Origin of the sequence: Cellvibrio sp. PSBB006 (genome assembly GCF_002162135.1) — a bacterium.
Taxonomy (GTDB): Bacteria; Pseudomonadota; Gammaproteobacteria; order Pseudomonadales; family Cellvibrionaceae; genus Cellvibrio.
The window spans coordinates 3,524,824-3,538,295 of the sequence record NZ_CP021382.1; the positions used below are offsets into that span (position 1 = coordinate 3,524,824).

Below are 13,472 nucleotides of genomic sequence, written 5' to 3' on the forward strand. Positions count from 1 at the left end.
GGTGTTACACAACGCTGTCGATAAAGTCGATTAACTGAGTGCGGGATAAAGCGCCGACCTTGGTCGCTTCAACATTACCGTCCTTGAAAATGATCAGGGTCGGAATACCGCGAATGTTGAATTTTCCGGGTGTTTCCTTGTTGGCATCCACATCCACTTTAGCGATCTTGAGCTTGCCTTCGTATTGGCCGGCCAAATCGTCAAGAATTGGAGCGATCATCTTACAGGGTCCACACCAGGCCGCCCAGAAATCTACCAGCACAGGGGTTTTGGCATTGAGGACTTCGTCAGCAAAACTGGCGTCAGTCACATGAACGATGGCATCACTACTCATATTTAACAGTCTCCAAGCCTGTTCGGCGGTGGTGGTGGCGCGCAGACCACAAGGTGTTTGACGCATGATAAGGATTGCCATGCGGGCAGGCAAGGGGCAAAAAACAATGGCGGCCATAAAGCAACGCAATGGCGATATCATCCGCCGGGATCATTCGTGCATCAATTCAGAACTACTCGGCGACAGTATCTACTGACAAGTTGCCGGTGTTTTTGTTAGCGCAAATTTTTTTCCGGTGTCTTCATCAGTCCGGTTTTTTCAAAGGTGGTATAGAGACTGTCCAGCGTGATGGGTTTGGATAGGTAGTGATTCATACCCGAGGCAAAAACTGCTTCGCGATGTTCCTGTAGCGCATGGGCGGTGAGTGCCACAATGGGCGTGGCAGGCATATTGTGGCTGCGCTCATACTCGCGAATACTGCGCGTGGCTTCAAAGCCATCCATCTCCGGCATCTCACAATCCATCAGAATTAAATCATAAGGTGTTGCGGTTTCGCGTACGGCATTAAACGCGGCAACACCGTTTTCCACCAGCTCCGGTTCAATATGCAGTTTGCCGAGTAACCCTTTGATGACCATACGGTTCACGGCATTGTCTTCGGCGACCAATACCCGCAGATGGGAGAATAATTGATAATTCTGCGCCGCCTGTTTTTGGGGCGAAACCGGTGCGATAGCAACGCCGAGTATGGCGGCGAGTTCGAGTTTGATGGTCCTCGCGCACACCGGTTTGCGCAATACATTGCGAATTTTGAGTTGTTGGTCGTGGTATTGCGGCACATCAACATTGCTGAGCAACACAATGGGTGTGTCTTTCAATACCGGGTCCTGACGCATCAACGCAACCATGGCAAAGCTGGTTTCACCGGGATGATAATCGATAATCACAAAGTCAAACGCTTCGTGTCGCCAGGCAGCCTCCTGCAGGATGGACAGTGCATTCTCGCTCGAACGGGCCTCCTGCAAAATCACGCCCCAACTGTCGCCGTGTTTGGTAAGAAATTGACGTTGCTTGGTGCTGCCATCGACCAATAATAACTTTCTGTTGTGCAGCAGATTATCGATAGCGGGGTCGTGATGCGGCGCCAGTGATTTAATATCCGCTGGTAAAAAACGCGCCGTAAACCAAAAGGTGGAGCCCTGACCTTTGATGCTGTCAACGCCGATGTGTCCGCCCATTAATTCCGCCAGGCTTTTGCAAATCGCAAGACCCAAACCGGTGCCGCCGTATTTGCGTGTGGTCGAAGTATCGGCCTGGTTAAAGGAATCGAACAGCATGGAATAAGCGGTGGGATCAATACCGATACCGCTGTCCTGCACCGCAAAATAAAGTAAGGGTTGCTCCGGTGTACTTTCCGGCGCGAGTTTGACATCAAGCGAAATAAATCCTTCGCTGGTAAATTTAAACGCGTTGCCGAGTAAATTGATGATGACCTGACGCAGGCGAGTCGGATCGCCTTTTAATAACAAGGGCGTGCCGGGATCGACACCCCCGAGTAACTCAATGCGCCGCTTATTGGCCGTTGCACCAAACAGTTGAATGCAATCTTCAATCAAATCCTCCAGATCAAAGATGGCCACCTCTAATTGCATCTTGCCCGCTTCAATTTTGGAGTAATCGAGGATGTCGTTGATGATCTCCAATAACGTTTCACCGGAGCGGTGAATCACGTCGACATAATGTTTTTGCGCGTCGTTCAAGGGTGTATCGCGCAGCATTTCGAGCATCCCGATCACGCCATTCATCGGGGTGCGGATTTCGTGACTCATGGTGGCGAGGAATTGGCTCTTCGCGCGGCTCGCATCTTCGGCGGCATTTTTCAGGCGACGGGTTTCGAGTTTTTCTGCTTTCTCTGAGAGCAAGGCCAATTCAATGGCGTGGCGCTGCTCAATATCTTCCAACAAGGTTTCGCGCATGTGGTTGATGGCGTTAACGACATTGTCCAACTCGTCTTCATGCTGATCTACCTTCATGCGCTTGAGACGCAAGGGTGTGGTGAGATTGTCGAGGTTCAATTGCCGCGCATATTGCGCAATGGTGTCCATGTGGCGCGTCAGTAATGTGTGTACCAGCCACAGAATAAACAGGGAAACCAGCAGGGTTTTGGCGCCTTGCACCCCGGCAATAAACAGTGCCCGCTCCCACAGTTTGTCGTAGATGCTCGACAGGCTGGCGGTAATGATCAGCGTGCCCAGTTGTTGCTGGGGTGTGCTGGCATCTTCGTAAGTGAGAGGATAGCTTTTGACGAGAAATTGATTGGGTTTGTTGTCGATGTCTTCCTGGCTGTAGCGCTGGGTGCTGGCCACCAAGGTCTGTTCCGTATTATTCCAGTCGTGCCAGATGACACTCACCTGCACCACATCCTGCACATCCAGCACGCTGTTGATCTGGATGTTTAATTGTTCCTGGTCAAAACCCCACAAGCTTTTGGTGATGCTGGCGAGGGTGCTGATGCGCACCTGGTCGAGGCGTTTTTCCAATGAGGAGATGTCGTCGTGAAAGCTGCTGTACAGCTGCAACAAAATCGTAATCAACGTGATCAGCGAGCTGCTGAGAATGATCAGCCCTAGCAGGCGGGTCGCGATAGGATTCTCGCGGGCGTAGCGACTTATGGTTGGCAGCATCGACGTGTGATGTTTTATCCAGCATTCCGGGGAAATATCTTGTGCAGGCCGTCGCACATTGATTCAAGTGTAGCAGTTGTCTCTGCAAATGCTGGCAGAGTATCAGTGTGCATCGGCGGCGGCATCCGGTAAACCGAGTAACGCGCTGTAGCCCTGTTGGTAACCGGGATAGAGCAACCGATAACCGCTGTTCAACAGGCGCTGGTTGGCGCAGCGTTTATTGCCCCGTTCGCTGTCGATCCGGTCCGGGGCAAAGACGGCGCGATCTACCTTTAACTGCATCGCCAGCCAGTTGACGACTTCCGCCATAGGGGCCGGTGTGCTGTCGGTCGCGAGATACAGGGATTCCCACTCATCACCTCGGCAGGCCTTGTCGATCAGGTGTGCCAACACGCCGGCACAATCATAGGCGTGAATGCGATTGGTGAAGGCGGCGGATAATACCGCCCGACCTTGACGGACTTGTTCAATCAGGCGGGTTCGGCCGGGGCCATAGATGCCGCTGAAGCGCACAATGCAGTGGGGAAATCCGCCCTCGCGAATGATTGCCTCCGCTTCCAACAGGCGCTGACCGTTGAAACTCTCAGGTTCGGTGGGCGAGGTTTCGTCCACCCAGCTGCCATCCTGTTGGCCGTAAACACCGGTGCTGGAGACGAGCAATAGCAATGTGGGTGATTGCTGTTGCGCTTTAAGCGCGCTTACCAACTGCATGCAGGTATCCACATAAGCGCGACGATAACCGGCGTCGCTGCGTTCATCGGGTGTCATGGTGATGACGATGATATCGGCTGGCTCAGCCAACAATTGATGCAGCGCCTCCGGCTTGCTGAGGTCACTCTGCCGATAGGTCAGTGATGGCGTATCGGCAGGCGGTGAACGCCGCACGCCGACAACGCGGTATCGATCTTCCGGCAATCTTTCAGCGAGCCGTTGGCCCAGGTCACCACAACCGAGGATCAACACCGACGCTGGTAATAGTTTTTCGCTATTCACCTTTGCTTAACTCCGTATAACAGGGCACACTTGCCCACTATAACAGGCCCGCGGGCGCATTCGTCCCGCACCATCAGAAGGCATTGCATCATGACACTCACCGAGTTGCGCTACATCGTTACGCTGGCGCAGGAACAACATTTCGGGCGAGCAGCCGATCGCTGTTTTGTCAGCCAGCCCACCCTGAGTATTGCGGTTAAAAAACTTGAAGATGAGCTGGGTGTAGCCCTGTTTGAGCGCACCAAGTCCCGCGTGCAGGCGACGCCCCTGGGAGAGCAGATTGTGGCCCAGGCCAATCTCGTGCTGGAGCAGACCGCAGCCATCAAGGATATTGCGGATGCCGGTAAAGACCAACTCAGCAGTCCCCTGGCGGTGGGTGCGATCTTTACTATCGGGCCATACCTGTTGCCGTTGTTTATCCCCCATTTACAGAAGCTGGCCAGCAAAATGCCCCTATATGTGGAGGAAGGCTATACGGCTACGCTACGCAAGAAACTGCGCAATGGCGAGTTGGATGTCATCATCGTGGCCTTGCCGTTTACTGAGCCGGATGTGGTAACCCAGGCGTTGTTCGATGAACCTTTCGTTGTGCTTATGCCGCACGACCATCCCCTGGCGGCCAAGACCGCTATCAATCCCCGCGATCTGGATGACCAGAATATGCTGTTGTTGGGCGAAGGCCATTGCTTTCGCGATCAGGTACTGGCGACTTGCCCCAATCTGCAACCCTCGTTGGAAGACAACTCGGGACGTATCCGTACCGCCGCGGAGGGCAGCTCATTGGAAACCCTGCGCCATATGGTGGCCTCCGGCCTGGGGATTACCATCCTGCCCGCCTCAGCAGCATCTACTTCGCTTTATACGCCCCATGTACTGGTAACCCGGCCGTTTACCGAGCCCGCACCCAGTCGTACCGTCGCCCTTGCCTGGCGCGCCAGCTTCCCCCGTCACAAAGCCATCGATGCCTTGCGCAAAGCCATCAGCGACTCCCGTCAGGAGCATGATGGTCAGCAGTAATGAAGCCATGGCAGCCCCGCCGGATCTGGATCGCCTGGCGGTTACCTCGCTCAAAGGTGTCGGGGCGACGCTGGCGGCAAAATTGGCGAAGATTGGCATCTTTTCCCTGCAAGATCTGTTATTTCACCTGCCTTTGCGTTACATGGACCGCACCCGGGTTACGCCCATTGGGGCCTTGCAACCCAACCTGAATGCCGTGATTGAAGGCGAAGTGCGTGCCTGTGATGTGGTCATGGGTCGGCGGCGCAGCCTGGTGTGTCGCGTACAGGATGGTACCGGCACTGTCTCCCTGCGCTTCTATCATTTCTCCAATGCGCAGAAGCAACGTCTGATTGCCGGGACGCGTCTGCGAATCTTTGGTGAAACCCGACGCGGTGCAGCTGGCCTTGAAATCTATCATCCGGAATATGACCTGCTTGACGACGCCAAGCCCTTGCCTCTGCAACAGCACCTGACGCCGGTTTACCCGGCCACTGAAGGACTGACCCAGCCGCGCCTGCGTAGCCTCGCGGTTCAGGCGTTAACCTGGCTGAATACCCACGCGTTGAAAGAACTCTTACCCGATACGCTGCGGCGCCAATTGGGGCAGATTCCCCTGGCAGATGCGCTGCGTTTCCTGCATCAGCCGCCACAGGATGTGGATATTCGGCAATTGCAGGAAGGCGAGCATCCCTACCAGCAGCGGCTGGCGTTTGAAGAGTTGCTGGCCCATCACCTGAGCTTATTGCTCTTGCGGCGCCAGGCCCAGGCCGATGGTGCCCAGGCGCTGCACCCGAGCCTTGAAATGCAAGACGTATTTCGAAGTAACCTGGGCTTCCAGCTTACCGCCGCCCAGGAACGGGTTGTCGAGGAAATTGCAGCGGACATGGCCAAGCCCCTGCCTATGTTGCGGCTGGTACAGGGGGATGTGGGGTCGGGCAAAACTGTCGTCGCCGCGCTGGCGGCGCTGATTGCGGTGGCCAGTGGCAAGCAGGCTGCCATCATGGCACCCACGGAAATCCTCGCAGAACAGCACCGCCTGAACTTTGGTCGCTGGCTGGCGCCGTTGGGCATTCAGCTGGGCTGGTTGACCGGGCGGCTCAAAGCCAGCGAACGGCGCGAGCAACTTGAGGCTATTCGTGAAGGAAAGGCGCGGGTTATTGTCGGCACCCACGCCCTGTTTCAGGAGGGGGTGGATTTCGCGCATCTCGGTCTGATTATCATCGACGAACAGCATCGATTCGGCGTGCATCAGCGGCTATCTTTACGGGAAAAAGGTACAACTGGCCGTTTCCGCCCCCATCAATTGATCATGACCGCCACGCCCATCCCGCGTACCCTGGCGATGAGTGCCTATGCCGATCTGGATTGCTCGGTGATTGACGAATTGCCTCCCGGTCGCACGCCGGTGTCGACCGTGGTCATCAGTGACCAGCGACGCGAAGACGTCATTGAGCGGGTGCGTCTCGCCTGCGAGCAGGGGCGCCAGGCCTACTGGGTATGTACGCTTATTGAAGAATCAGAAACCCTCGCCGCCCAAGCGGCTCAGGTAACAGCGGAGAGCCTGGCAGAATCCCTACCCCATCTGCGCATTGCCTTGATCCATGGCCGCTTGAAGCCAGCGGAAAAAGAACAGGTAATGACTGCATTCAAAGCGGGCGAGGTAGATTTGCTGGTGGCCACCACCGTGATCGAGGTAGGGGTGGATGTGCCCAATGCCAGCCTGATGATTATCGAGAACCCGGAGCGCCTGGGTTTGGCCCAGCTCCATCAACTGCGTGGTCGTGTGGGGCGCGGTGCTACGGCGAGTCATTGCGTCCTGCTGTATGGTTCGCCCTTGTCCCACCACAGCCGTGAACGCTTGCGCGTCATGCGTGAAACTAACGATGGTTTTGTGATTGCGGAGGAAGACCTGCATCTGCGTGGCGCTGGCGAGGTGTTGGGTACCCGCCAGACCGGTGAGATGCAGTTCAAGATTGCCGATCTTCAGCGAGACGCGCACTTATTGCCCGCCGTGAAAGAGGCCGCCCGGGTGATGATGGAAGAATATCCGGAACTGTGTCACGAAATCGTGCAGCGCTGGCTGGGCAACAATCACGAATACCTTCATGTTTAATAAAGCTGACCTATGCTTTCAGCTCTGTGTCTGTGAAAAATCGCACAGCATGAAACTTGTTTTGCTGGATCAAGCGCCATCTTATGTGATGCATTGGGCTAAACTGAATAAACCCGGTGTCCGAATGCTTTGGACACAGCCTGGCGCACTTTGAGCTGGCCAATCAACCGTTTGTACAATAAAGCCGATATCAAAGAAGGAGTAGGCCGTGACAGTTCCGACGAGTGTTCAATCATTGTTGAATGATCAGAATATTCACTACGATATCGCCGCTACCCCCGTCGATGCGAACAATAACCGCCTGTGGCACGACCAGCACCTGCGCAATATGGGGGCTGCCAAGTCCGTCATCCTGCAGGATGCCAAAGGGCGTATCCAGGTGATCATTGCGGCGAACAGCCTGCTCGATCTCAAGGCGGTCAATCGCCATATGAGTCGCGAGCTGCACGCCACCAGCCCCGAGGAGCTTGCCAAGTTCTGCCAGACCCATGCGGTGCAATCAGTACCGGCGCTGCCCAAGCTGGCGGGTTTGCTGACGTTAGTGGATAAAAGCCTGCTGGATCGCGACGAGATACTGCTGGATTCCGGTAATGAAGAACAGCTGCTGCATCTGAACCGCGCGGCCTTTCAGCATGTGCTGGAAGACGCGATTATCTGTGATATCGCGGTTCCCCTGGCGCCGCTGGAAGCGGAAAATCTCAGTGCCAGTGATACCGACCTGATCCTCGGCGCGGTGCGCAATTTCACCCAATTGCGGATCAAGCAACGCCTTGAGGAAACCCTCGAATTGCCGCCGTTATCGGACACCGCCCAGCGCATTATCCAGCTGAGGGTTAATCCCAATGCGGATATCAGCGACTTGGCGCAGATTGTGGAAACTGACCCCAGCCTCGCCGCCCAGGTTGTCAGTTGGGCGGCCTCGCCCTACTACTCGGCGCCGGGCAAGATCAAATCTATCCACGATGCCATCGTACGGGTGCTCGGCTTTGATATGGTGCTCAACCTGGCCTTGGGCCTGGCACTTGGCCGCAGCCTGCACATTCCTAAAGACGGCCCCCACGGTTCGCTGCCGTACTGGCAACAATCGGTCTATATGGCGGCCACCATCGAAGGGCTGGTGACTGCTATTCCTCGCGATCATCGCCCCAGTTTCGGGATGGCTTATCTGTGCGGGCTATTGCACAACTTCGGCTTCCTGATTCTGGCAGAGGTGTTTCCACCCCATTTCCGCGCCTATTGCGAGATGGCGGATGCCAATCCACACACCACCCATCAAGCCATTGAGCGACACCTGATCGGCGTCACCCGTGAGCAGATCGCCAGCGCCTTGATGTCGCTGTGGTCGATGCCGGAGGAAGTTGTCGTCGCCCTGCGTCACCAGAGTAACCCCGATTATAGCGGCGAATATCATGAATATCCCAAACTGATCTTCGTCGCCCAGCGTTTGCTGTACCAGCACAACATTGGCCGCGGTCCCAAGCTTGAGATTCCCGAACAAATCTTTGAAGAGTTACACCTGGACCCTGAAAAAGCACGCACCACCGTCACCAACATCATCGAGTCCGAAGACGAGTTGAAACATATTGCTTTACAGCTCACCCCGCACTGACCGACGTCGCTAAAACCCTCCTCCCGGTCAGGGAGGCGTCAGTGCGGGATGAGACAAAACCCTTTCATCGACTATGACCCGCAGCCCGCTTGCGGGTAAACTCTCACCACCTCGCTGTGTGAGAGCAGCGTTATGCCATCGATGAGAAATTCCTATGTCTGAACATGAAAATGCCGCCCTTGCTGCGGCCAAGATCCTTGTTGCGCGTCGCCTGACTGGAGAGCCGGGGCCGCGCCTGCCTGAACCCTGCCGGCCAAAGGATATCGAGGCAGCCCTGGCAATTCAGGAGGCGGTAACCGATCTTTGGTGCGAAAGCCAGGACGACTCCGTCGGTGCCTGGAAGTGTTTGCAACCCCCACCCGACAAGCTGGTGGTAGGCCCCATCTATACCTCAACCATCAACAGCATTCCGCCGGTCGCGATCTGGCCCAAGGGCGATCGGGCGCGCATCGAACCGGAACTGGCCTTCTTCTTCGGTAAAGACCTGCCGCCGCGCGCCGAACCCTATACGCCCGCCGATGTGGATGCCGCCATTGCGCGCACCCATCTGGCGTTGGAGTTGATCAATAGTCGCTACGAAGAGCCAGCCAGTGCCGAATTTCCGGAGATGCTGGCAGATGGCCTGGTCAATCAGGGGCTGTTTATCGGCCCGGAAGTCAGTGCCGAGAAATCAAAGCAGGCCAGTGAGATTCAAATTCATATTGAATACGCCAACGGCGAGACCAGCGAACACGCCGGTCGCCATCCCAATACCCACCCGCGGGCGCCGCTGTACTGGCTGGCGGAATTCCTGCGCAGTCGGGGTCAGGGTATTGTGGCGGGACAAGCGGTCATCACCGGTTCTTACGCCGGTGTTATAGATGTGCCATTAAACACCAACATCAAGGTGTACTACACCGACCTCGGAATGTTGGAAGTCAGCTTCACGGCGAAGTGATGGTGCACATCATCCGCCGATGACAAACTCAGGAGCAGTGCCTATGTCAGAGTCAAACGCCGATAAGCCCTTTTTTTCCTGCCAGATTCCGGTGCGCTGGGGCGATATGGATGCCTTCGGGCACGTCAACAACACCTTGTACCTGCGCTACATTGAAGAAGCGCGCTTCCAGTGGATGATGAGCAAAGGCATCCCCATCGGGGGTGATTCCTACCCCGTGGTGGTGAAGATCGGCTGCACGTTTTACCGGCCGGTATTCCACCCGGAAACCTTGCGCATCGATTGTTATATCTCCGATCCAGGCCGCTCCAGTTTTATGGTGGATTACAAGATTTACACCTCGGCAGAGCCGGATAACCCGGCAGCGGACAGCTTCTCCAAGGTCGTCTGGGTCGACGGCAAGACCGGCAAGTCCATGCCTCTGCCGGATGCGGTGCGCGCCTGGTTTGATTGACAGGCTGCTCAGCTATCCAGCAGGCCGAAATCGACCGTCGGCAAGTGTTCAATAGCCGGTTTAGCAAACAAGTAACCTTGGAAAAGGTTAACGCCCATCGCGCGCAGGGTGTCCAGCTCTGCGCGGGTTTCCACGCCTTCCGCGATGATGGTGATATCCAGCTCCAGCGCGGTACCCACCACGCCTTTCACGATAGATTGACGAACGCGATTGCTATCGAGGTTGCGGATTAAATCCATGTCCAGCTTGATGATGTGCGGCTGGAACTCGGCCAGCAGATTCAAGCCCGCATGACCTGCGCCAAAATCATCAATGGCGGTAACGAAGCCCCGGTTGCGATACTCGAAAAAAATATTAGCTAAATGGTCGGGGTCGCGGATGGGTTCGGATTCGGTGACTTCGAAGATAATTCGCTCACAGGGAAAGTTATTCTTTCGCGCCGCTTCCAGGGTTGACCGAATGCACGCCTGCGGCCGATACACGGCATTGGGCAGAAAATTGATGCTCAGATAAGACTGCATTTGTAAACGAGTAGCCAATTCAATAGCGCGTATGCGACACAATTGGTCAAACTGGTAACGGTTGGCCTCGGTGACCTGACTCAGGATGGCATAAGCGCCCTCGCCGTTGATTCCGCGCACTAACGCCTCGTGGGCAAAAATGTTGCGTTGGTTGATATCCACAATAGGCTGAAACGCCATGGTGAACTCAAATGGCAGGGGCGGCATGTCCCGGCAATCCCCACATCCGGCAACTTGGGGATCAATCTTATCTGTCATGCATAACCTCTCTATTGGATTGCGCTCGCCAATACGGTGGCATGGCTGTCTCCAGTATAGGTGACCGAGCCTCGCCGGGCTGGCAGGCCAACGCTTCTGAATGAAGTTTATTAACGGCGGGTATCTACCCTATTCACAAGATCGGGGTGGCCAACTGTACATGCAGACAGTAAAATCGGACGAACCCCTGAATCAGCGCTGGAAAAACGGTAGACTAGCGGCCTTTTCCACCGCCACCCGACGATAGACGTGCTTATGGATGTTTCACCCCTGCTCAATCACCTCAACGATGCCCAGCGTGCCGCTGTGTCGGCGCCGGCGGGCAATCAACTGATCCTGGCGGGAGCGGGCAGCGGCAAGACGCGCGTCTTGGTGCATCGTATCGCCTGGTTAATCCAGATAGAGCGTGTGTCACCCTACTCCATCATGGCGGTGACCTTTACCAACAAAGCGGCGCGGGAGATGCGTGGTCGCCTTGAAGAACTTTTCAGTGAAACCCACCAGAACATCAATACACGCAATATGTGGGTGGGGACGTTTCACGGGTTGGCGCATCGTTTATTGAAAGCGCACTGGCAGGACGCGAACTTGCCGCAGAATTTCCAGATTCTCGACAGCGATGATCAACTGCGGCTCATCAAGCGCGTGTATCAGACACTGAATCTCGATGAGAATAAATGGCCCCATCGCCAGGCCCAGTGGTACATCAACGGCCAGAAAGATGAAGGTTTGCGTCCGCAACATATTCAGGAAACTGGCGATCCCTTTGTGCGCACCATGCTGCAAATTTATCGTGCCTATGAAGAAGATTGCCAGCGTGGCGGTATGGTGGACTTCGCTGAGTTGTTATTGCGTGCCCACGAGCTCTGGTTGAATAAACCGCATATCCTCGAACATTACCGCAACCGTTTTCCGTTTATCCTCGTGGACGAATTTCAGGATACTAACAGCGTGCAATACGCCTGGTTGCGTGTGCTAGCGGGCAAGCAATGTTTTGTGACCGCGGTGGGCGATGACGACCAATCCATCTACGGTTGGCGCGGTGCCAAGATTGAAAATATCCAGAGTTTTGCTGAAGACTTCGGCAACGCGGAAACCATTCGCCTCGAACAAAATTATCGCTCCACGTCTACGATTCTCAACGCCGCCAACGCGGTGATCGCGCATAACTTTGGCCGTCTCGGCAAAGAGTTATGGACCGAGGGCGCGGAAGGCGAACCCATTTCACTTTACGCGGCGTACAACGAACAGGATGAAGCGCGTTTTATTGTGGAGCGCATTCAGGAGTGGATTCGCCAGGGCAATAACAAAAATGCCTGCGCTATTTTGTATCGCTCCAACGCCCAGTCGCGCGTACTGGAAGAAGCCTTGCTACGCGAAGCCATTGCCTATCGCATCTACGGCGGCCAGCGATTCTATGATCGGCTGGAAATTAAAAACGCTGTGGCATACATGCGTTTGATCAATAATCCTCATGACGACGCAGCCTTTGAGCGCGTCATCAATACCCCGACGCGCGGTATCGGCGGTAAAACGGTGGATGATATTCGTCAATTCGCGCGGGAGAATGGCTGCTCACTCTGGCGCGCGTCAGAGATGATGATCGCCAATCGTGTACTGACGGCGCGCGCTGGTAATGCCGTGCAAACGTTTATTACCCTGGTCAGTAAACTTGCTCGCGACGCCAACGACATTGACCTGCACGGTGATGTACCGGCTTTGGATCAAATCGCGCGGCAGGTGATTGAAGACACCGGCCTGCTGGATTTTCACCAGAGCGAAAAAGGTGAGAAAGGCCAGGCGCGCGGCGAAAACTTGCAGGAACTGGTGAATGCCTGCCGCGTGTTCGACGTAGATCAGGAAGATGAAATGTCGGCGCTGCAACAATTTCTCGACACGGCGGCGCTGGATGCTGGTGAAACCCAGGCCGACGAATTTGAAGATGCGGTGCAGATGATGACGCTGCACTCGGCCAAAGGCCTGGAATTTCCGCTGGTATTTTTGGCTGGTGTGGAGGAAGGTTTATTTCCGCACAAGATGTCGGCGGATGATCCCGATCGTTTGGAGGAAGAACGCCGTTTGTGTTATGTGGGTATTACGCGGGCGATGGAGAAGCTTTATATCAGCTACGCAGAAACCCGCCGCCTGTATGGCAATGAAACATTTAATGCGGTTTCGCGGTTTGTGAAGGAAATTCCGAGCAAGTGTATTCAGGAAGTGCGTTTGAAGACGGCGGTGACGCGACCGGTGAGTTATCAGCGTAATGTCGGTAATGCGGCGCGTTTGAGCGACAGTGGTGAGGGTACGGGTTTTCATTTGGGTCAGCGGGTACAGCATGCGATTTTTGGTGAGGGTGTGATTTTGCATTTTGAGGGTCAGGGTGCGGGGGCGCGGGTGCAGGTGAATTTTGATAGTGAAGGGAGTAAGTGGTTGATGATGCAGTATGCTAATTTGGCGGCTATTTAAAAGTTTACTGAGAGTGGTGCTTCGCATTCCGTTTTCCCTGAGCTTATTGATTTCGAAAACGCATGCACACGTCCCTGTGGCTCCCGCAATTCATCCATGAATTGAGGGTTTCGAAACCAATAAGCTCAGGGCAAACTCGCAATGTGCAAGTTGCGCGAATTAAA

General features: G+C 55.1%; 11 protein-coding genes. 7 read left to right on the forward strand and 4 right to left on the reverse strand.

Features of this window, described 5'->3' with window-relative positions:
* Positions 1–4: 4 nt before the first annotated feature.
* On the reverse strand, positions 5–334 hold the full coding sequence (gene trxA / locus CBR65_RS14535) for a thioredoxin TrxA (protein WP_087469080.1): 330 nt from the start codon (positions 332–334) through the stop codon (positions 5–7).
* A 64-nt stretch (positions 335–398) separates the two neighbouring features.
* Here trxA and CBR65_RS22585 point away from each other — a divergent pair, with 64 nt between their 5' ends.
* A complete protein-coding gene (locus CBR65_RS22585) occupies positions 399–530 on the forward strand; it encodes a hypothetical protein (RefSeq protein WP_255377156.1) in 132 nt (43 codons plus the stop codon).
* 19 nt (positions 531–549) lie between these two features.
* Here CBR65_RS22585 and CBR65_RS14540 read toward each other — a convergent pair whose 3' ends face one another.
* Both CBR65_RS14540 and CBR65_RS14545 read right to left on the reverse strand, forming a co-directional pair.
* Positions 550–2,958: a response regulator gene (locus tag CBR65_RS14540; RefSeq protein WP_232461201.1), complete on the reverse strand. Its 2,409-nt coding sequence runs from the start codon at positions 2,956–2,958 to the stop codon at positions 550–552.
* Between the two features lie 102 nt (positions 2,959–3,060).
* The gene (locus tag CBR65_RS14545) at positions 3,061–3,951 is read right to left on the reverse strand and encodes an SDR family oxidoreductase (RefSeq protein ID WP_087467532.1); all 891 of its coding nucleotides are present in this window, start codon (positions 3,949–3,951) and stop codon (positions 3,061–3,063) included.
* A 90-nt stretch (positions 3,952–4,041) separates the two neighbouring features.
* Between CBR65_RS14545 and CBR65_RS14550 the strand changes: the two genes are divergently transcribed.
* The 5 genes from CBR65_RS14550 (at position 4,042) to CBR65_RS14570 (ending at position 10,063) form a co-directional block, all read left to right on the forward strand.
* Positions 4,042–4,968, forward strand: a complete 927-nt coding sequence (locus CBR65_RS14550) for a hydrogen peroxide-inducible genes activator (protein ID WP_087467533.1) — start codon at positions 4,042–4,044, stop codon at positions 4,966–4,968.
* Positions 4,955–7,063: an ATP-dependent DNA helicase RecG gene (gene recG, locus CBR65_RS14555; protein ID WP_232461202.1), complete on the forward strand. Its 2,109-nt coding sequence runs from the start codon at positions 4,955–4,957 to the stop codon at positions 7,061–7,063. The genes CBR65_RS14550 and recG overlap by 14 nt, the downstream gene beginning before the upstream one ends.
* Before the next feature lie 208 nt (positions 7,064–7,271).
* Positions 7,272–8,672: an HDOD domain-containing protein gene (locus CBR65_RS14560; RefSeq protein ID WP_087467534.1), complete on the forward strand. Its 1,401-nt coding sequence runs from the start codon at positions 7,272–7,274 to the stop codon at positions 8,670–8,672.
* A gap of 154 nt (positions 8,673–8,826) precedes the next feature.
* Complete coding sequence (locus tag CBR65_RS14565; protein WP_087467535.1) at positions 8,827–9,609, forward strand: fumarylacetoacetate hydrolase family protein; 783 nt, start codon at positions 8,827–8,829, stop codon at positions 9,607–9,609.
* A gap of 43 nt (positions 9,610–9,652) precedes the next feature.
* Entirely contained in the window at positions 9,653–10,063 is a 411-nt protein-coding gene (locus CBR65_RS14570) for a thioesterase family protein (protein WP_087467536.1), read from the forward strand.
* Positions 10,064–10,071: 8 nt separating this feature from the next.
* On the opposite strand, the gene CBR65_RS14575 is transcribed toward CBR65_RS14570, so the two are convergent.
* On the reverse strand, positions 10,072–10,842 hold the full coding sequence (locus CBR65_RS14575; protein WP_087467537.1) for an EAL domain-containing protein: 771 nt from the start codon (positions 10,840–10,842) through the stop codon (positions 10,072–10,074).
* Between the two features lie 255 nt (positions 10,843–11,097).
* Between CBR65_RS14575 and uvrD the strand changes: the two genes are divergently transcribed.
* Positions 11,098–13,308, forward strand: a complete 2,211-nt coding sequence (gene uvrD, locus CBR65_RS14580; RefSeq protein ID WP_087467538.1) for a DNA helicase II — start codon at positions 11,098–11,100, stop codon at positions 13,306–13,308.
* Positions 13,309–13,472: the final 164 nt, after the last annotated feature.